Origin of the sequence: Paraburkholderia sp. MM5482-R2, assembly GCF_050436125.1 — a bacterium.
GTDB classification, from domain to species: Bacteria; Pseudomonadota; Gammaproteobacteria; order Burkholderiales; family Burkholderiaceae; genus Paraburkholderia; species Paraburkholderia tuberum.
The window spans coordinates 1566732-1586595 of sequence record NZ_JBNDLP010000003.1 but is presented as its reverse complement, the minus strand read 5'-3'; the positions used below and the strand labels follow the sequence as shown (position 1 = coordinate 1586595).

General features: G+C 62.0%; 20 protein-coding genes and 1 pseudogene. 6 read left to right on the top strand and 15 right to left on the bottom strand.

The window, feature by feature from the left end; translation table 11 throughout:
• Positions 1-20: 20 nt before the first annotated feature.
• Positions 21-1316 carry an NAD(P)/FAD-dependent oxidoreductase gene (locus OKW37_RS29380; RefSeq protein WP_429403007.1) on the bottom strand — a complete coding sequence of 432 codons (1296 nt, stop codon included), beginning with the start codon at positions 1314-1316 and terminating at the stop codon, positions 21-23.
• A gap of 135 nt (positions 1317-1451) precedes the next feature.
• Between OKW37_RS29380 and OKW37_RS29375 the strand changes: the two genes are divergently transcribed.
• Entirely contained in the window at positions 1452-2114 is a 663-nt protein-coding gene (locus OKW37_RS29375; protein WP_429403006.1) for a TetR/AcrR family transcriptional regulator, read from the top strand.
• A gap of 49 nt (positions 2115-2163) precedes the next feature.
• Here OKW37_RS29375 and OKW37_RS29370 read toward each other — a convergent pair whose 3' ends face one another.
• The 3 genes from OKW37_RS29370 to OKW37_RS29360 all read right to left on the bottom strand — a co-directional run bounded on the left by OKW37_RS29370 (position 2164) and on the right by OKW37_RS29360 (position 5024).
• Positions 2164-3225, bottom strand: a complete 1062-nt coding sequence (locus tag OKW37_RS29370) for an FUSC family protein (protein ID WP_429509998.1) — start codon at positions 3223-3225, stop codon at positions 2164-2166.
• A gap of 301 nt (positions 3226-3526) precedes the next feature.
• The gene (locus OKW37_RS29365) at positions 3527-4339 is read right to left on the bottom strand and encodes an IclR family transcriptional regulator (protein WP_090809648.1); all 813 of its coding nucleotides are present in this window, start codon (positions 4337-4339) and stop codon (positions 3527-3529) included.
• A 118-nt stretch (positions 4340-4457) separates the two neighbouring features.
• Positions 4458-5024: a VOC family protein gene (locus tag OKW37_RS29360; RefSeq protein ID WP_184059845.1), complete on the bottom strand. Its 567-nt coding sequence runs from the start codon at positions 5022-5024 to the stop codon at positions 4458-4460.
• Between the two features lie 148 nt (positions 5025-5172).
• On the opposite strand from OKW37_RS29360, the gene OKW37_RS29355 reads away from it, so the two are divergent.
• From OKW37_RS29355 to OKW37_RS29335, 5 genes and pseudogenes are all read left to right on the top strand, one after another.
• Positions 5173-6024, top strand: coding sequence for a fumarylacetoacetate hydrolase family protein (locus tag OKW37_RS29355; RefSeq protein ID WP_429403004.1), 852 nt, complete (start codon positions 5173-5175; stop codon positions 6022-6024).
• A 56-nt stretch (positions 6025-6080) separates the two neighbouring features.
• Complete coding sequence (locus tag OKW37_RS29350) at positions 6081-7784, top strand: bifunctional 3-(3-hydroxy-phenyl)propionate/3-hydroxycinnamic acid hydroxylase (RefSeq protein WP_429509996.1); 1704 nt, start codon at positions 6081-6083, stop codon at positions 7782-7784.
• Positions 7706-9052, top strand: coding sequence for an MFS transporter (locus OKW37_RS29345; RefSeq protein ID WP_429333756.1), 1347 nt, complete (start codon positions 7706-7708; stop codon positions 9050-9052). Before OKW37_RS29350 ends, OKW37_RS29345 begins: the two co-directional genes overlap by 79 nt.
• A 75-nt stretch (positions 9053-9127) precedes the next feature.
• Entirely contained in the window at positions 9128-9514 is a 387-nt protein-coding gene (locus OKW37_RS29340; protein ID WP_184059839.1) for a nuclear transport factor 2 family protein, read from the top strand.
• Positions 9515-9551: 37 nt separating this feature from the next.
• Positions 9552-9860: pseudogene (locus OKW37_RS29335) on the top strand (DUF3772 domain-containing protein); the annotation flags it as partial.
• A 233-nt stretch (positions 9861-10093) separates the two neighbouring features.
• Here the strand turns inward: OKW37_RS29335 and OKW37_RS29330 are convergent.
• The 11 genes from OKW37_RS29330 to OKW37_RS29280 all read right to left on the bottom strand — a co-directional run bounded on the left by OKW37_RS29330 (position 10094) and on the right by OKW37_RS29280 (position 19858).
• Positions 10094-10840, bottom strand: coding sequence for a GntR family transcriptional regulator (locus tag OKW37_RS29330; protein WP_429403003.1), 747 nt, complete (start codon positions 10838-10840; stop codon positions 10094-10096).
• A 121-nt stretch (positions 10841-10961) separates the two neighbouring features.
• Positions 10962-12317: a methyl-accepting chemotaxis protein gene (locus OKW37_RS29325; RefSeq protein WP_429403002.1), complete on the bottom strand. Its 1356-nt coding sequence runs from the start codon at positions 12315-12317 to the stop codon at positions 10962-10964.
• A gap of 112 nt (positions 12318-12429) precedes the next feature.
• Positions 12430-13002, bottom strand: a complete 573-nt coding sequence (locus OKW37_RS29320) for a TetR/AcrR family transcriptional regulator (protein ID WP_429509994.1) — start codon at positions 13000-13002, stop codon at positions 12430-12432.
• 410 nt (positions 13003-13412) lie between these two features.
• Positions 13413-13823: a putative quinol monooxygenase gene (locus OKW37_RS29315; RefSeq protein ID WP_311541672.1), complete on the bottom strand. Its 411-nt coding sequence runs from the start codon at positions 13821-13823 to the stop codon at positions 13413-13415.
• 107 nt (positions 13824-13930) lie between these two features.
• Entirely contained in the window at positions 13931-14401 is a 471-nt protein-coding gene (locus OKW37_RS29310; RefSeq protein WP_429509993.1) for an SMP-30/gluconolactonase/LRE family protein, read from the bottom strand.
• A complete protein-coding gene (locus OKW37_RS29305) occupies positions 14347-15201 on the bottom strand; it encodes an SDR family NAD(P)-dependent oxidoreductase (RefSeq protein WP_184060291.1) in 855 nt (284 codons plus the stop codon). Before OKW37_RS29305 ends, OKW37_RS29310 begins: the two co-directional genes overlap by 55 nt.
• Positions 15202-15311: 110 nt before the next feature.
• Positions 15312-15623, bottom strand: coding sequence for an NIPSNAP family protein (locus OKW37_RS29300; protein WP_026226227.1), 312 nt, complete (start codon positions 15621-15623; stop codon positions 15312-15314).
• Between the two features lie 44 nt (positions 15624-15667).
• Positions 15668-16117 (bottom strand): CoxG family protein, encoded by a 450-nt coding sequence (locus OKW37_RS29295; protein ID WP_429402999.1) that lies wholly within the window; start codon positions 16115-16117, stop codon positions 15668-15670.
• Between the two features lie 9 nt (positions 16118-16126).
• Positions 16127-17008, bottom strand: a complete 882-nt coding sequence (locus tag OKW37_RS29290; protein WP_184059829.1) for an NAD(P)-dependent oxidoreductase — start codon at positions 17006-17008, stop codon at positions 16127-16129.
• Between the two features lie 14 nt (positions 17009-17022).
• On the bottom strand, positions 17023-19377 hold the full coding sequence (locus tag OKW37_RS29285) for a xanthine dehydrogenase family protein molybdopterin-binding subunit (protein ID WP_429402998.1): 2355 nt from the start codon (positions 19375-19377) through the stop codon (positions 17023-17025).
• Positions 19370-19858, bottom strand: coding sequence for a (2Fe-2S)-binding protein (locus OKW37_RS29280; protein WP_429353603.1), 489 nt, complete (start codon positions 19856-19858; stop codon positions 19370-19372). Before OKW37_RS29280 ends, OKW37_RS29285 begins: the two co-directional genes overlap by 8 nt.
• Positions 19859-19864: the final 6 nt, after the last annotated feature.

Here is a 19864-nt window from a genome sequence, read left to right as displayed (position 1 = left end):
CAAAGGGTTCGGCGCCACTTTCAGGTCAGGCGGATCTTCGGTTGGACGAGACCGTTGATCTGTTCCGCTGTCCACAGCAGCGTCGCCTTTCGAAAGCCATGGAGAGCCTGCTGATGGCGCCGGTAGAGCATGGCGTGACTCAGTTGAGCGAAACGTCCGCGCACGAAACCGCCACGAAAGAGTCCGAAGCGCCCAAGCGTGCCGAACGCGTTGTAGTCGCTCAGCGAGACGAGCGAACCGAAATCGCGGAAACGGAAATCGGCAAGTGGCTTGCCTGCAAGCCACCCCGGAAGGTGACGCGCGAGATGCTCGGCCTGCTGCGTGGCGACCTGCGCGGTCGGTGCAAGTTGCCGTTCGTGACCGGCAAGTGTCAGGCTTGCGCAATCGCCGAGCGCGAACACGTGATCGTCACGCGAAGACTGCAGACTCCCTCCGACGACGATCTGGTTGGACCGGTTCGTTTCGAGTCCGTCGAGATTGTTCATGAAATCCGGCGCCTTGACGCCCGCTGCCCAGACCATCAGATCGGCCTCGGCAAGCGCGCCGTCGCCGTGGCGAAAACCATTCGCCTCTGCCGCGGTAACGCGCGTCGAAGTCAGCACGCGAAAACCGATATGCTCGAGCTGCGACTGGCTCGATGCCGATATCTCCGGCGCAAACGCCGCGAGCACGCGCGGGCCGCTTTCGAGCAGCGTCAGACTCAGCCGCTCTCGCACAGTCGGGTCTCCGTAACTCGACGCAACGTCAAGCAAGCGGCTCAGTTCAGCGGACAGCTCAACACCCGTTGCACCCGCGCCGACGATCGCCACACGCAGTGGTTCGTCCTTCACGACGCTTCGAAATACGCGCGCTCGCAACGCGGCGTTGAACGCTTCGGCCTGTTTTTGACTGTCGATGAAATGGCAGTGCTCTTTCACGCCCGGCACGCCGAAATCGTTCGCCCGGCTACCCAGCGACAGCACAAGCACGTCGTACCCGACCGTTCGCGGACCGAGCACTACTTCACCTTCCGGCGTCCTGAGCTCGTCGAGCTGGACCAGCCGCCGGCTTCGATCGAGCCCGTTCATTGCGCCGGGCTGATAGGTGAAGCCGTGATCGCGGGCATGGGCGAGGTAGATCACCTGCTGCTGCTGCTGAACATCGCGCGTGCCGGCTGCAATAGTGTGCAGCATCGGCTTCCATATGTGCGTCGGGCTGCTGTCGATCAGCGTGACGCTGGCCCGGCCGCTGCGCCCTAACAGGTCGCCGAGTCGGGTAGCCAGCAAAATTCCCGCAATCCCGCCGCCAACGATGACAATCCGTATTGGTTGTGACATAATAAATTCAACGCATGATGAATAAATCGCATCGTAGCCTAAAGCACGAGCTCCGTCAAACCGCGGCCCTCCTCAGCGTCTCACGCGCCGTCAGTTAAACTTCGGCTGAATTGACGATCCACAACTCACACCCAAATGAACGACGTAACGTCAGGACCCGCTAAGCTGATCGAGAAAAAGCGTACCCGCGGACGACCCGCGTACAGCGCTTCCGTCGGTGCCGACGTCCTCCTGCGACATGCCCGGCGCACCTTCGCAAAGCGTGGATTCGACGCTACCAGCGTGCGGGAAATCGCGCGCGACGCGGGTGTCGACCCGGCGCTGATCGCGCATCATTTCGGGTCGAAAGAAGCGCTATGGCTTGCGGTGGTAGAGCAGATCGCGGATCAGGCTGCGCCAATGATCGACGCCACAGCCAGGTTGCGCTCGGCCACGCTAGGTGCGCGTGAGCGTGTCGAACACGCAGTGGTTCTTTTCATCGATCAGGTTTTCGACGAACCCGACCTTGGTATGTTTTTTTCGACTGCCGCGACCGAAGAAGGCGAGCGCTTCAACATACTCATCGGGCGTCTGGTGCGCCCCTATCACGACGTGTTCGTGCCTTTGCTCGAAGATGCATCGAGGGCGAAGGAATTGAAACCGCACCACCCCGAAGTCATGTTTTCCATGCTGATGAACGCCATCAGCAATACCGTGGCTTACCACCATATGCTGCGGGCTTTCTCGTCACTTCCTGAAGATCAGACCAGGTTCAAGCGCGCGGTGCGGGACACGGCGCTGAACATGATCGGAAAGTAATCAGCAAGACCCAATGCCCTTCGCGACAAGCCCAGAATCCTCCACCTGCTTATCGTGCGCGTCGTCCCCTGACGCATTCGCTGCCCAAGAGAACTACCATGGCGATGACCGCCCCAAGGAACGTGTCCACGATCCGCTCGCCGACGAGCGCGAAGGGAGCGCTCGTCCCGCCCACCGCTGAGATGGTCAACGCGGTTGGGGTAATGAAGGTCAGGGCCAGGGCGTAGTGCCGCGCGGCCACGACTTCGATCGCGAACTGGAGCAGCGCGAGGACCCCGACGAGCCAGAGGCCTTTCGGGTCGACGAGCTGGATCAAGCCAAAGACAGCCGCGCCCAGGACCGTGCCCACAACGCGGTGCACGGCCCGAATGGCACTTGAGCGCGAGACGTGGCTGCCCTGCAGCACCGCACCCGCGACCATAACCGTCCAGTAGGCACGGTGCTCCCCAAAAGACAGGCTCAGCAAGCCGGCGCTGGCAACCGCAACGATCACCCTCGCGGCGATCGTGGCCTTTTCCCCGTCGAGCGAGCTGGGAGGAAACCGCATCCGCAAGCTGGACGCTTCGCCCTTGCGCTGGTGCACAAGCGGCAGCGCGAGGGGTGCGATCACGAGCAAGTACGCACTGAGCGCGCCGACCGCGACCAGAGAGGGGATCATAAAGACGCCAAGGGGCGAACCGCTGAAACGCGCGGAAGCGGCCAGATGACCGCTGACACCGGCGACCAGCACGAACTGCATCGGCCCGGGCGGACCCATTCCGACACCGAACAGAATGATGCTGGCGAGCGCAGCCACGGCGACGAGGCAGGCGATGGTCAGCCACGCATTCGTCGCGCACAGTACGCCCAGCGTGGAGGCGGCCACGAACCCCGCCGCGACGAACGGCAAGGCCTGGAGCCGGTCGCCCAGGCGCAGCGTCGAGCTGTAGAGAGCCGTGAAGGCGCCGAGAGAAGTGATGAGCCCGAGTGACTGGTGGCCGGCCAGCATGAACGCGCTCAGAGGCACGCCCATCGCGACGCCCCCTCCGACGCCGGCCGACCACCGCCACGGGCCGTCGTTGAAGCCGAGCAGGCTTTTCAGTACGCGGGGCGGCAAGAAAGGTCTTCTCATTTGGGATTGTTTTGTGAAGCGGCCAGGCGATTGGATAATGAAATTTGAATCGAAGGCGGAGATCGCGTTTTCGCTCCGACGGCGCTCCGGTTTGCACGTCTTGTCTGTCGACACTTCAGAGCCGCATCCCGCAGGGTCGCAAGTGACCAACCGCCTTTTTGCGGCTTCAAGACGGCCCTCTCCTGACGACGTCGGTCTACGCGTTCGTGCTACCAGTTCGTTTGTCGCAAGTGCCGCTTCCCCCGAACCCACCGAGGTTCAAGTGCGCGAGCGCGATCGAATGACGTTCACGTGACGGCCATCATGCGGACCGCTTGCCTCGCGCAACGGTGTGCGACGACGTGATGGCTCCGGTCCTCCGACTTTCAACCAACGCACGCGTACGCTGCGAGATTCGCGCCGCTGCCTCCCGGATCGATTCGACAAGACGGTCCAGATTGGCAAATTCGAGTCGCTGGGTCGGCACGATCACCGCAAGCGAACCGACTGCTTCACTGGAGTCGTCCGTAAATAGCGGCGACGCCAGTGCAGAAACGCTGCTTTCCAGTTCGCCCCTCGACAGATAAAAACCGGCACGCCGGATTTTGAGCAGCGACGCGCGAAACTCGTCGAGTGTCGCCCCAAGGCCGCTTTGCGCGATCTCGTCAGCATACTGATCGAACAGGACCGCGAGCTTGGCCTTCGGAAAGGTGGACAGGATCGCTTTTGGAGCGGCGCCGAGAAACAGGGGGCGAGGACGGCCCCGGCCGTACCGGAGGTCAAGCGCCGCGCCGTGAGTCTCACGATGCGTGTCCACGAGTTCGTTACCGTACCAGCGCGACATCACCACATCGAAGCCGGAGTGTTCACTCAACTCACGCATGATCGGCTGCCCGACCGCAAGCAGCGGATCCGACATGCGCAGGTGGTAATCAAGCTTGATGATGCGAGGGCCGAGACCATAGTCTCCTCCTGCAAACCGGATGAGCAAGCCAGCATCCAGGAGCTCGCGTACATAGCGATAAGCCGTTGGGGTTGAGCAATCGAGTTCGGCGGCAACGTCTTCGACGGACAGGAACGGCTTCGCCTCCGAAAACAGCTCGAGTATGGATAAAAGTCTCGTAATGCTCGACATCTATTGCGCTGCGCCTCCTCGTGTGTGAACGGAATTATATGCACTGGCAAGATCGCCATTGACGCCTTCAACGACCACCGTGCGGAAACAGTCGCACGCGAGCCACGCAGCGCCACGCTTATGCAAGCCCCATGCGCTCGGCCATTTCGGTTTGCCAGACACTTCGCGGCCTGAATCCCGATAGCGTTCTTGCGTGGCGTTCGACAGCCGCCATCAGTTCAGCATCGGGCAAGCCGAAGTCCACCGGCACCCGCATCGGCTGGTCGACGTACCACGGCGTGTCGATGTAGAGCTCGAGGCGATTGCCCTCGGGATCGCGCGCATAGATCGAAACCGAATTGCCGTGGGTGACGGGGTTGATTTCCTGCAGGCCTTCCGCAATGAACTGCCGATGAAACCGCCTCAACGTGGCAAGGCTGTCAGCTGTGAACGAAATCTGGTTGATCGGATTGAACGCCAAGTGCTCGGGGCGGCCGCTCGCGAGCACGATCTGGTGATGCACCGCGGGATCGCGGCTCAAGAATACCAACTGCACAGCGCCGTGCGGCGTCTGCAGCGAACCCCGATCCGTCACGGTGAATTCCATCACCCGCGTATAAAAGTCTTCCACGCGCGCCATGTCGCTCACATAGAAGCCCATGTGACTGAGCGACAGCCCTGCCCTCGCTTTCTTCATACCGTTCATGCCTGTCTCCAAGTAGTGATAAACCCTAGCAAAAAACACATTGTGACCTTATGTATATTTAGTCTATTCTCACCATAAGATAAATGCACCGGTTTTTTTGCGAATCCTGGCCTTGATCCTACCTACTTTTTATCTATCCGGAGCATCAATGAAACTCGCCAGCTTCTCCACCCACCTTGGCTCATCGTTCGGCATCGTTCGCGACGAAACCGTGTTCGACCTTGGCAAGCGTCTTGGCGGCCGCTATGCCGATCTGAAGGCACTGATTGCCGCCGACGCATTCCGCGAGGCCGCGCAGGCCGCCGATGGCACGCAGGGCGACTACCCGCTGTCGGAAGTCACGCTGCTGCCTGTGATTCCGAACCCCGAACAAATCTTTTGCGTGGGACTCAACTACGCAGACCACGTCAAGGAAACCAACCGCGAAACCACCGAGCATCCGGTCATCTTCATGCGGGTGCCGGCTTCCCAGGTTGGCCATGGCCAGCCGATGCTGCGTCCGCCCGAGTCGCAGAAGTTCGACTATGAGGGTGAGATTGCCGTCATCATCGGGCGCGGTGGACGACGCATCGCCGAGGCCGACGCGTGGAATCACATCGCTGGCTACGCCTGCTACAACGACGGTTCCGTGCGCGACTGGCAGCTTCATACGGGCCAGTGGGGCCCGGGCAAAAATTTCTATCGCACCGGCGCGTTCGGACCGTGGATGGTGACGAGCGACGAGATCGAACCCAACGCGGTGATGACGCTCGTCACCCGCCTGAATGGACAGGAAGTGCAACGCGCGACGACGCAGATGCTGATTCACGGCATTGCCAAACAGATTGCCTACCTGTCGACGTTCACCCCGCTCTCTCCGGGAGACGTGATCGTGACCGGCACGCCTGGCGGCGTCGGCGCGAAGCGCAATCCGCCGCTGTTCATGAAGGCCGGCGACGTGGCGGAAGTGGAGGTTGATCGGATCGGCGTTCTGTCCAATCCAATCGCCGACGAAGCGTAAAAGTCGTAGCCGGGCGCGTTCATGTGCGCTCGGCGTCTTATCTGGCGGAACAAGACATGTTAGAGAAAACTATTTCGACGCACGCGTGCGACTACGACGTGGCCGTTATCGGTCTCGGGCCCACCGGGGCGACGCTCGCGAACCTGCTGGCAATCGAAGGTTTGCGGGTGCTGGTGCTGGAGCGAGACAAGGAGATTTTCGCGCTTCCTCGCGCGGTACATTTCGACGGCGAATGCATGCGCGTGTTCCAAACCCTCGGTTTAACCGACAAACTGCTACCCAAGCTGTTCGTGGGTCCCGGCATGAAATTCGTGAACGGGGAAGGCAAGTTGCTGATCGACTGGCAACGGCCAACCTGTATCGGACCACAGGGGTGGAGTGCGAGTTACAAGTTCCATCAGCCCGATCTCGAGAATGCGTTACGCGAGCGTCTTGCGCAGCAATCGAGCGTTGACGTCCGGTTGCGCCACGAAGTGTTCGCGCTTGACGAGGCGAGCGATGGCGTCCAGTTGCGCTTCGAGGATACGTGCTGCGGCAAACTTGGACGTACCACCGCGCGATATGTAGTCGGCTGCGACGGTGCGCGCTCGATTGCGCGACGCTTCATGGGCACCGAATTGACCGATCTGAAATCGCATGAACGCTGGGTTGTGGTCGACGTATTGCTCGATGCACCGCGGCCCGATCTTGGCGACTACTCGGTCCAATACTGCGACCCGGCGCGCCCGACCACTTACACGCGTGGTCCCGGAAATCGGCGCCGCTGGGAAATCATGGTGATGCCCGGTGATGACGTGACGCAACTCACGTCCCCCGAATGGCTGTGGGACAAACTCGCTCGCTGGATTTCTCCGGCCGATGCGCGCCTCGAACGTTCTGCCATATATACATTTCACTCGGTCGTGGCGAACGGTTGGCGCCGTGGCCGACTGCTGCTTGCAGGCGATGCCGCACATCAGACGCCACCCTTTATGGGCCAGGGGATGGGAGCCGGCATTCGCGACGCGTCGAATCTCGCGTGGAAGCTTGCTGCCGTCATTCATGGCGAAGCGCCCGATACCCTCCTCGACAGCTACGAATCCGAACGCTCGCCGCACGTGCGCTTATTTATCGAAACGGCGGTACAGCTCGGCTCAGTCATTCAAACGACGAGGTCAGACCTGGCCGAAGTCCGTGATGAAGAAATGAGCGCAGCGATTCGCAATTTTGTGACCCCACAACCCAGGCTTGGCCCGGGCGCATGGATCGATGAACCATCGGGCGTGGCCGGGCATATTGCACCGCAACCCCGCCTGCTGGACGGACAACTCGTGGACGACGTGGTCGGCTATCGGTTTGCGCTGCTTGCGCGACCCGAATTGCTCCGTAAATGCCCCGACGTCGCCAATAGCGCTGCGCAAGCGGGCGTCGGGATTGTGGCCAGCGATGGAGCGGCTGTTCGCGAGTGGTTGGAGTCGATCAACGCTCCAGCGGTGCTTGTACGCCCCGACCGGTATGTGTACGGCGTCGCGCAGGACGGTGAATCCTTGCAAAACCTTCTGCACCACGCCGTACCCGGCTTGCAACAACCGAAGGTGCTGTGGCCATGTGAGCCCGCAACCCCCGTTGTCACGCGAAATGTCTCGCGGTCGACGCACGTAGACCATCGGACAAAGAATCCGATAATCAAATTGGAGGAGTCATGGGAATATCCCACAACCCGGTCGGCGGCGCCGACCGTTCACAGCCATCCGGCTTGTCCCCGTCGCAGTGGAAGATGATTCTCATCGCAAGCCTTGGCGGCTCGCTGGAGTTTTACGATTTCATCGTCTACGGCTTTTTTGCCCATAACATCGCGGCCCAGTTTTTCCCGAACTCGTCGTCGCTGGTCAGCATGCTGGCTACTTTCTCCGTGCTCGCAATCGGGTACGTGATCCGACCGCTCGGCGGAATTGTGCTCAGTAGCTGGGGCGACCGGTATGGCCGGCGTCCAGTGTTTCTCGGCTCAATCATTGTGGTCACGACCGCGACGATCTGTCTTGGTCTGCTGCCCAACTTTCAGAGCTGGGGCATGACCGCATCGATCCTGTTGATCCTGCTGCGCATGCTTCAGGGTTTTTGCGTCGGCGGAGAAATGCCCGGCGCGATTACCTATGCAGTGGAAGCCGCGCCGCATCGGGCGGGGCTCGCCGCGGGCATTATTATCTGCGCGGTGAACCTGGGTGTTTTGCTGGCCACATTCGTCAACCTCGGCATCCAGACCTACCTGTCCGCCACGGACGCGGCGGCGTATGGCTGGCGGATCGCGTTTCTTTTCGGCGGCGTTTGCGGGATCGCTTCCTACCTGATGCGCCGTAATCTGGACGAGTCGCCCGAGTTCAAGAGGATGCAAGGAGCTGTCGTCAAACAGCCGTTTCGCGAGACCTTGCGACGTCATGGCAAAGCGGTCGCGACGGGGGCACTGGCGATCGCCGTGATGGCCGGCGTCAACGGCATACTTTATGGCCACATGCCCGCCTACCTCGTCCAGCAGTTGCACTACGCACCACGGACCGCGGCAATTGCCCAGAACGCTTATCTGATCGTCAGTTCCCTCGGCCTCCTCGCCGCAGGCTGGCTCGGGGACAAGATTCCACGCCGGTACCTGCTTCGAGCGTCAGCGGCGCTGCTGATCGCATTGAGCTACCCGTTCTATGAAGCGCTGGCGAGTCACACCGTCAATCCGGTGGTGCTGTTTGTGCTTGCCGGCGTGGTTTTTTCACTGGCAAGCGGGACATGGGCGTCGGTGCTCGCCGACCAATTCCCTGTCCAGGTCAGATTCAGCGGAATCGCGCTGGCTTACAACCTGGCCGTTGTCGTATTCAGCGGCTTTGCGCCCTTGCTGGCGACCATGCTGATTCGCATGACCGGCTCCTTGGCAGCGCCAGCCTGGTATGTCATCGCCGCATGCACGGTCGCGCTGCTTGCGAGCTATGGGTTGCCGACGGGAAAGTCTCGGGCCGGGTCGCCTTCGAAGACAGATGGACTGAGCGGCGAACTGTTGCGTTGAGCCGAATCGAGCCACGACGCGGCCGGCACCGTCTCCGACAAGAGGTATCCATGCAGTATTTTCGGGAGATTTACGATGAAAGATGCGTCCATTCAGGCCGCCGTCGAGGCGCTGGAACAACAGCGCTGCGACGCCACGGTGGCTGGAGACCTGCTCAAACTCGCGTCGCTACTCGACGACGATCTGACGTTCGTCCATTCAGCTGGCTACGTTCATGGCAAGTCGGAGTATCTGTCCTTCCTTACCGAGAAGATCAAGGTGCGTCAAATCGTGCGTCCGCAACCGCTCGCATATAGGTTCCTGCCAGACACCGTGATCACGACGGGCCATCTCGAGCAATCCCTGGTGCGCAGGACCGATGGATCTGAGCTCAACATTCGCGCGCTCATAACTGAAATCTGGGTCAAACGCGAGGGCGGCTGGAAACTGCTGCATCTCCATTCCGGGCGCTTGCCGGATTGACGCAGATCCCTATCTTGCCGTCCATCTCGGGGTAAGCCTGGACACCGATCCTGAACAGGTTCGCGAACTTATGCTGCGTGCCTATCAGGCGCACCCGTCGATTCTCGACCATCCGGCGCCATCCGTCATGTTCAGTCAACTGATGCCCGACGGCATTACGCTGAGCGTCACCGGTTATGTCCGCAGCCCCCGGATCACAGGGGATATCAAGAGCGATCTGCTGTTCGAAATCCTCAAGCGATTACGTGCGGCGAAGATCCCACTGTCGAAGCCGCAAACCGTTATGGTCGGGAATCTGCATGACCAGAGTCGCGCCGCCTTTGCCACAACCAGCTTATCGGTCTAGCGTCCCCCGGAGCAGGAACGAGCCGGAGGTCAAGAAACCAGGCGGGATCAGCGCGTTTTCGTCGAAAAATCCGGCGGCATAGTGCGTCCAACTCACGCGGTCCGCTCGGACTAATAATGCTTCTCGGACTGCAGATCGTCGATCACTAATGCGAAAAGCATGCCAGCACGCGAGTCGCCCGCTCATGCGCGCCAGATAGGGTTTCGCACGGCTCGGTACGCGCGGCGATGTCGCTACCTGGTGCCCCGCAATCTGGGTGGTGCATAGGGGACCGTATTCGGCCCCATTGCAGTGCGTGCGCGTTGCAGGCGCTCGCCCGTCAAGGTGCGCACCGCAACGCGGCTACCCTCGATATGGCGCGCGATCAACGCAACGCTACGATCCGTTTCGCGACAACGAATCGCATCGAGGATCGCGACATGTTCGTCGTAGGTTTCGTCGATGCAGTCGCCGTACACGAGATCGAGCCGCCGCACGACCCGGATGCGATCGGTCACGCGCTGCATCGCATTGGTCAGTTCGGCGTTATCGGCGGCCTGCACGAGGGCGTGATGAAACGCTTCGTCGAGCGCGACCATCTCGCGGCCGTCACGCCGACGATGAGCAGGCGGGATCTTCCAGATTTGTTCGAGCTGACCGAGCATCTGTGCGACGCCTTCGGAGAGCTCTCCTTCGGCACTCGCAAGCTTCGAGACCGCAAAGGTTTCAATCAGCTTGCGCATTTCGTACAGGTCTTCGAAGCGCTTGAAATCGACCGGCACGACTTCCCAGCCGCCGCGTACATAGCCGCGCATCAGGCCGTCACTTTGCAGGCGCTGCAAGGCCTCGCGCGCAGGCGTGCGGGACACGCCGAAGCGCTCGGCGATGCTGCCTTCCGTCACGCGGTCGCCGGGCAGCAGGCGCATATCGAAGATATCTTCGCGGACACTGACATAGACATGATCAGCCCGCGAGGGGGGAATGCCGGTGATGTCGTTCACGCTTGGAACCTGAGTTGGCGAGTGTCGGGGCTGAGATTATTGTCCGACCCGAACGCGCCATGTCAACACGCGATGAAAAAACCGGCATCGCCCGGACATCAGCCGCGAGCGAAATACGCCTTTACAGCCGACAGAAACGTATCGATGTCCGCGCGCCTGCAGCACGGACGATTTCGATTGAATTGAAAATCGGGTTATGCCGCCACGCGCTCACGAGTAGCTGCTGGCGAGCGAAAGCGCCGGGTTGCGTGCTGTGCTCCAGGCTAGCGATCATCTCGCGGACCTCGCCGATCTGAAGCGTTTGCTGCTGACATGCGTCATGGATTTCGCTCATGATGCCCGTGACGCGCGCCGACGAACCCACGACCGCGGTGATGGTCGAGCCCGCGTCATCGACCTGGGTAGCGCCGTCTTTCACGCGAGCGTCGCTCGCCACGATCAGTTGCCTGACTTCCTTGGCCGCTTCTGCGCTACGTTGCGCGAGGACTCTGACCTCGCCGGCCACCACGGCAAAACCACGTCCCTGGCTACCTGCCCGCGCGGCCTCGACCGCCGCATTCAGCGCGAGGATGTTGGTCTGGAACGCGATCCCGTCGATGACCGAGATGATCTCCGCGATGCGCGCCGACGACGCCCGTATCCCATGCATCGTCTCCACCACCCGGCCGACCACCATGCCGCCTTCCCCAGCCGTTTCCGAGGCGTGCCTGGCAAGCTCGTCCGCGTGTCCCGCGTTCGCAGCGTTGGTGGCCACGCTCGCGTCGAATTCCTTGAGTGCGCCGGTGGCCTGCTCGAGCGCGCTGGCCTGGAGCTCGGTGCGCGCGCCAAGATCGGCATTGCCGGCGGCAATCGCGTGACTCATGTCGGCGACTGCATCGGCGCCCTCGCGCACCTGTCCCACGATGTCCGCGAGCGCTTCTCTCATCCGCACGACAGTCGCCATCACGCTACCCGTATCGCCGGTGCGCAAGTCGGCGCACTGGGAAAGATCGCCGCGCCGGATCGCATCGGCGAACGCGATCAGCTCACGCGGCTCGGCGCCGAGCGACCGGCCTATGTTGCGCACGACAAGCACCGCAACGCCAAGACCGATCACGCACGCAAGCCCGGTCAGCGCGAGCATCATCAAGCGGAAATCGACGCTTATCTGGCGTGCCTCGGCGCCGCCCTGCCGGTTCAGTGCTTCCTGAAAGTCGATCAACTGGTTGATTGCCGCGAGCCACTCGACCAGCGCGGGGCGCGCTTGCTGGAGCAGCACAGTGCGTGCCCCTTCGGTGTCGCCGGAGGTTTGCCGTGCAATCACCTCGTCGATAAACGGCGTGGCCTTGTTGCCCGCCTCGATCACGCGCGAATAGATAGCGCGCTCGGCTGCGGTGATGTCGGTGCGCTGCGCGTAGACGGCGGCAAGCGGCTTTGCCGCCTCGTCATAATCCGCCGCAAGTTGAAATGAGCAACCGCCACGGCGCCTGCGCGGCAACGCAGTTCAATTTCGTAGGTTTATATCGTCACCTGACGAGTTGCGCTGGAGACGACTCGGACGATCGCAGCGATAACACCGGCGAGCCGCCCGGCGCCGACTCGCAATGCGCTTACAGCGCAGGCAGCAGGCTCGGCAGGCTCGTCAGGAAGGCGCGCACGTGCATGGCAATCACCGCTTCGGCGGGCATGCTGTTTTCATTCGAATAGATGCGGCGGCGAATCGCCAGATGAGACACGGCGCCATGTAACAGCCAACCCACTTCGCCCAGTTGAGCCGGGTCGGCGGGCATGCGTAGACCCAGTTCATACGCGGTCTCCGTGACGATGATCTCGAGCGCATGGCTGACGATCGCGTTCGTATAGGCCGGCGCCGTGTGCAGGCCCTCGAGCGACGAATAAAGGAAGAGCCTCAGCCAGCGGCGCGTCAGGAGCGTGTCATAGTACTCGCAATAAAAGCGGTTGAGTCGGCTTTCAATCGGCACACTTCGGTCTTGCAATTGAACAAACCAGATTGCGTCGAAGATTCCGACGACTTCCCGCTTGTAGACTTCATCAATCAAAGCGGCCTTGCTCGGGAACAGGCTATATAACAAGCGTTGCGATACGCCGCAGGCTTCCGCGATGGCGCGGGTCTGTGCGCCGAGACCATGCTCCGCGAAATATTCCGCGGCCTTCTCCAGCACGCGCGCCTGACGCTCGGCACGCGGCAAACGCTGCGGCGCTTTTTTCATCGGCCGCTTGACCGCCACGCGGTCGGCGCCGGTTCCACGGCTCGGCTTCTCGATAGTCCCTTTGGTCTTCATAGCTCCCTGCGCTCTCGGATCATAGCTGTTATCATCACCTGACGATTTACGTTTTGATAAAGTATACGCCCCGGGCGTGGGCGGCAGTCCCGCGCTGCCCTGCGTGACCCTCGCATTATCTCAGCCGTTGCGAAGCGAGCGTCGTCCTTGCTGCTGCCAACTAACCTGGAACCGGATGTTCGTCCATGTCCGCGTTGCCACGGAGGCATCGTGATGGGAGCCGGCGTGACGGCGCCCGCATTGGCATCGAATCCCGCCCAGCCGATGGCGGGTCGCCACGAACGCTCTCTTTAGCAAGCCTGAAGCACGTTGATGACGCGGCTCACGAGCAACGGGCGCGTATTGTGTCCATATTCGGCCATATGCGCGGAGGCCCCGTGCGCCCTCAACGCTTGCGCGCTTTCCCAGCGCTCGATGACAGCGAACGTGTCCTTGCCGAGCGGTGTCTGAATCGTCCCGAACTCAGGTACGTCGATGACGGCCTCGTAGCTGATGCACCCCTCTTCGGCCAACACCGCCGGCCGGTTCTTGTTGAAAAGTGCCAGCACGGCTTCGCGTTGACCGGGCTGTGCGGTGATTGTGGCAATGACATGGATCATCCGGGTACTTCTCCTTTTCTGTTTCGGCGCCGATCGCCGCGTGAAATCATAGCCGCGTTTGCGTACGTTTGCTGAAAGAGCCTCATCGAGTTCAGACCGCACTTCCGACGTGGCTCGTCAGCGATTCGATCCGTCACTACATCGCGACGCTCAGCACGCTCTTGCCTATCTGAACATGACAGCGGCGTAATGCGGAGGTCAGCCTGGCGTCACCCCATCCGCGGACAATAGAGCTTACTCACCCTCGCGGCGGTGGCGCGGCGAGCGCCGCCAAAGCACAGGTTCGCACAGCGTTCAGGCAGCGCGATGCGGCCGATGGCCTCGCCGTCCGGTGCGAACACCATCACGCCGTTCAATGTCGGTCCTGTACCCCAGCCGGCCCACAGGTTGCCGTCGGTGTCGCAGCGGAAGCCATCCGGCGCGCCGTGCTCGCCGCCGTCGACAAAGATGCGGCCGTTGACGAGGCGTCGGCCATCCTCGACGTCGTACGCCCGGACGCGTCTTGGCGTGGATCCGGACTCGACAATGTAGAGGCGGCTTTCATCCGGCGAAAAACAAAGGCCGTTCGGATTGGCGATGTCGCCAGCGACGATCTCTGCTCCGCCGGAGCGCGGGTCCAGGCAAGTCAGTCGTTCTTCCGGATATACGCTGCGAACGCCTGCTCGTAGTCCGGATGCCAACGCGATAGCGCCGGGCGATTCTCTACAATGTCTCCCGCAGCCCAAAGGATGCGTCGCTCGTCGAGGGAGCGAGGCACATCGTTGTCGGGGCACAGAATGTAGAAATCGCCGGCACCCAGTCGCTCGATCATGAAATCGACAGTCTGCTCGGGCGTCCAGGCGGCGGCCGGTTTCTCGGTACGACCTTGAGCGGCAAGCTCCGTAAACACAAAGCCAGGGATCAGCAAATGCGCGCTGATCCGGCAGCCCGGCGTATTGCGCAACTCGTGCTGCAGTGCTTCGGTAAACGCCTTCAGGCCGGCCTTGGAGACGTTATAAGCCGGGTCGCCGGGCGGCGTCGTGATGCCCTGCTTCGAACCGGTGTTAATGACGAGCCCCGGGCGTCCGCGCGCGATCATCGCGGGCACGAAGGTCCGAGTGCCACGAATGACACCCCATAGGTTGACGTCGAGCACCCGCTCCCAGTTAGCGGCCGCGCCGAACATGGCGCTACCCGGTTGAATCCCCGCATTGTTCATGAGGATATCCGTGCCGCCGAAGCGATCCCGAACGGCTGCTTCGAGGCGGACCAGGTCTTCGATGCGGCTGACGTCCGTCTCGACGGCCAGTACCTCCTTCGCGCCTTCAGCAGCCACGCTGGCAATCGCCTGCTTCGCGTGCGCCAGGCGGTCCTCACCCAGATCCGCAATGCACACGCGAAGCCCGAGCTGCGCGAACCGCTTCGCAGCAGCGAGTCCAATGCCGGCAGCGCCGCCTGTCACGACGGCGACGGCGCCGGGAGTGAAAGTAAAGTGTGTCATCAATAGTCCTTTCTGATACGTCATAAAACGTCAGCCCGCCACCTCACAAGCAGACCGCCAAACGGCAGGTACGTCGATAGGTCGCGCGGCCGGGAAATTCGTCACTCACCTCAGTCCATCGGGCAAAACGGCACTGGCGACAGAAACACCGATTCCTGATGGACGAGATACGGCAGGATGCGCGGCGTGAAAGCTTGCCAGCGTGGATCGGCTGCGAGTTTCGCGCGCTGCGCGGCCCGATGCGCGTAGTCCTCGTAGCCCCAGCAGAACACGATCGAGTTCAACGTGCCTGAGTCCTTCGTCCAGCAACCCTTGAGCCGGGCGTACTGACTGATGATGCCGAGCCCTTCGCGCTCGTAGATGTCCAGGAACTCGCCTGCCTTTCCTGCCGTTATCTGATACGTACGCATTTCTACCAACATGGTTCCCTCTGTTTCGATCGGTACTCTCTCGCAGCACACCGCCGTCAGACCGCGTGGCTTTCGACGTGCACCTTCAGCGCGCTGAAGAACTCGTCGAGATTCTTGCTCGCGGCGGACTGAATCAGGCGCGAGCCCACGCTCATCAGCTTCCCGCCAATCTCGACGTCAGCGTCGTACACCAGCACGGTCGTATTGCCTTGCGCTTCAAGTTGCAGGCGCGTAGTGACTTTGGCAAAGCCCAGCGCACCTGCACTGCCCATACCGGCAATCGTATAGGCCCTGGGCGGATCGAGATCCGACAATTCGACGTTGCTTTTGAAGGTCGCCGCCATCGGGCCGACGCGAATCTGCACGGTCGATTCGAAATGCAGGTCGTCGAGCCTCTTCAGCGCTTTGCAGCCAGGCAGGCATGCTTCGAGTACGACGGGATCGTTCAATGCACGCCATGCGGCTTCAGGGGGCACGGGCAGGATGGTTTGATCTGTCAGCTTCATCGCCGCCGCTCAGCGCTCGTATAGTTTGAACAGCGCCTGCGTGCCGTTGCGCGCGCAGCCCCGCTCGGCCAACTCCTGGTACATTACGCGCACCAGTTCCAGACCCGGCAATTCACGTCCCATGCTCCGCGCTTCCTCGTGCGCAATCCGCATGTCCTTGATGAAATGCTCGATGAAGAAACCGGGTGCAAAATCGCCCTTGGCAATGCGCGGCCCCAGGTTGTTCAGCTGGAATCCACCCGCCGCGCCTCCGCCAATCGCGCTCAATACGGTGTCGGCGTCCAGCCCGGCGCTGTGCGCATAGGCGAGCCCTTCGCACACGCCCACCATTGTCGATGCAATGACGATCTGATTGCACAGCTTCGTGTGCTGACCCGCACCCGGGCCGCCTTGCAGGACGATGTTGGTGCCGAGGCAGCGCAACATCGGTTCCACGCGTGCGAGCACAGCGCGTGCGCCGCCGACCATGATCGACAGGCGCCCTTCGCGCGCACCGATGTCGCCGCCCGATACCGGCGCATCCAGCATGTGCACCCCGCGCTCAGCGGCGAGCGCGGCCAACTCTTCGGCCAGTTTTGGACTCGACGTCGTCATGTCGACCAGCACCGCATCGCGCCGCGCATGCGCGACCAGACCGTCGTCGCCCAGATATAGTGTGCGGACGTCCGCGGGGGTGCCGACAATCGTGAACACGACGTCCGATACTTCGGCGAGCGCCCGCGGGGTCGCTTGCCAGCTCGCGCCGGCTTCGATGAGCGGCTCAGCCTTCGCACGCGTACGGTTATAGACGTGCAGCGGATAGCCGGCGGCGGCGAGCCGCGAGGCCATCGAGAAACCCATGATGCCAAGGCCGATAAAGCCAATCGCGGGTTTGCCTGTAGATTGATTCATGATGGTTGGTCCGTTCAGAGTTTGTCGCGCAGCAAGTCGCGCAATAGCATGGGAGTCAGTGGATGACGGTCGGCAACGACGCCCAATGGCGCAAGCGCATCATTGACCGCGTTGGTCAAAGCGCCGATCGCTCCCATCACCCCGCCTTCGGCCATCCCCTTGATGCCGGCCGCCGTCGACTTGCCAGGCGTATGCAGCGGGATGATCTCGAAGTTGGGCAATTCAGTTGAAGTAGCAATCAGGTAGTCGGCGAGTGAGCCGGTCACGTTCTGTCCTGAGTCGTCGTAACGCATCTGCTCGAACAGCGCGCCCGACAGTCCCATCGCCACGGCGCCATGCTGCTGCCCTTCCACCACGGTGGGATTGAGCAGCGTGCCGCAGTCTTCGGCGACGACGTAACGCGCGATACGGATTGCGCCGGTCAAGACGTCCACCTCGATCTCGCATCCATGAGCCGCATTCGAATAGGTCATGGCCGGAGGGTCGTAAGTCAGGTGAAATTCGAGGCCCGGCGTCAAACCTTGCGGCAACGCGGTGGGATCCAGATACGCACGGCGGGCGACGTCGGCGAGCCTCAAACCCGTGTCGATCCACTCGTCCGCGCGACGACGCTCGATTCTCGCGTCGATCAGGCGCAGCGACTGCTCGTCAGGCAAACCAAGGCAACCGGCGGCGATCGCGAGAACCTTGCGGCGTGCGTCGAGTGCGCACAGGTAAAGCGCGCCGCCGCCTGCCGTGCCGCTGCGGGCGCCACGACTGCCCATACCGTATGGTGCGATATCAGTGTGGCCCATATGAATGCGCACGCTCGACGGCGGCACGCCCAGGCCCTCCGCCACCGCGTTGGCCATCGCGCTTTCATAGCCCTGACCACTGGGCCCTAGACCGACCGACGCGTTCACCACCCCGCCTGGTTCGATACGGATCCAGCTTGCCTCGTGCCCCGAACCGGGAATTCCCGCAGCCTTATAGAAGCGCGAACCATACGTGGTCGGTTCGACCACGTTGCACAGGCCAAGCCCCAGGTAATGGCCATCTGCGCGCGCCGCCCGCTGGCGCTCGCGAAAGCCCGCGTAGTCGAGCGCCGACAGCAAGGCCTCGAACGTCTGGGTCGGCGTGATGTCGTCCAGACATTCTCCCGTAGCAGTGCGGTACGGCAGTTCTGCCGGACTCAGCAGGTTGCGCCGGCGTACCTCGACCGGGTCGAGTGCCAGTTCCCGCGCGATTGCATCCAGCGTGCCGTCCATCACCCAGCTGGTGATGGACATCGGCGCGCGCATCGGTGCATTGCCACATTTATGACTGAGCACGACCTTCACATCGAAAGCGTAGTCCTGCAGCCGGTACGGTCCGCTCAGGATCATCGCAACGACGCGCGCCAGATAGTTGGCAGGAAAGAAGCAATAGGCGCCAAAGTCTTCGCGGAGTTCGAGTTCGAGAGCGAGCAGCGTGCCGCGCTCATCGACCGCCGCGCGGGTGCGGCAGAAGTCCTCACGCGAATTGGCGGCGGCCGTCAGGTTCTCGAGGCGATCCTCACGCCAGCGCACGGGCCGTTTCAATTGGCGAGCCAGCGCAGCAACCGTCAACTCTTCGCGGTACAAGGCGATTTTCTGTCCGAACGCTCCACCGACATCGGGCGAAATCACGGTCACCTGAGACTCGTCGAGCTTGAGGCGCTGCGCCAGTTGAGTGCGCAAAGGATGTGGCACCTGCGTTCCAATATGGAACGTCAGGTGGTTCCGTCCGGCGTCCCAGACCGCTGCACAGCCGCGGGTTTCGATCGGCACATGGGTCTGGCGCTGCTGCTGGAAGGTCGCTTCGACTACCCGGAAGGCCCGGCTGTTGGCGCGCTCAGGGTCGCCATGCACGTAGGTCTGGTGCGAGACCAGGTTGCCTGGCACGGCCGGGTCGACTTGCGCCGCGTTGGGTGCAAGCGCCCGCCACATGTCTGTCACCACGGGCAGCGGTTCGAACTCGACGAGCACCTGCTCGGCGGCGTCTTCAGCGAGGTACCGATCCGTCGCGACGACGCAAGCCACCAGATCGCCCTGAAAACGCACTATGTCCACTGGCATCGTCGCAAATTCGACGGGCTTCAGTCCTTCGACGGGTGGTGCGACACGGAACGGCGTCGTCCACTGCGCGAGCTCCAGGCCCGTGATGACGGTGACGACGCCGGGCATTGCGGCGGCGCCGTGAATATCGATGGAGACGATCCGCGCATGCGCGTGCGGCGAGCGAACAAAGCACACGTGAAGGACACCGGGTATCTCGATGTCGTCGAGATACCGGCCATAGCCGGTCAGCAGCCGATAGTCTTCGGTGCGAGGCGTCGCTTTGTTGAAATAACGAAACGTCTGCTCAGCCATCGACCGTCTCCGCGCGCATCCGCTCGGCCGCGAGCAGGATCGCCCGCACGATGTTCTGATATCCGGTACAGCGGCACAGATTGCCCGACAGCACCTCGCGCACCTGGGCCTCGGATGGCCACGGGTTCTCGCGCAGGTACGCTTCAAATGTCATGACGATGCCGGCCGTGCAGAAACCGCACTGCAGACCGTGGCACTCATGCAGCGCCTGTTGGAGCGGCGACAGACGACCGTCTTGCGCTACCGCCTCGATGGTCGTGATTTGCGCTTCATCCATCTGCACGGCGTAAGCCAGACATGAGCGTGCCGGGCGGCCATCGATCAACACGGTGCATGCGCCGCACACACCGTGCTCGCATCCGACATGCGTGCCCGTCAGCCGGCAATCTTCGCGCAGCACATCGGACAATAGCTTGCGAGGCTCGCAATGCACATCATGGCGCGCACCGTTCACACTCAGATAAATTGCTGTCTTTTCCATGAACGG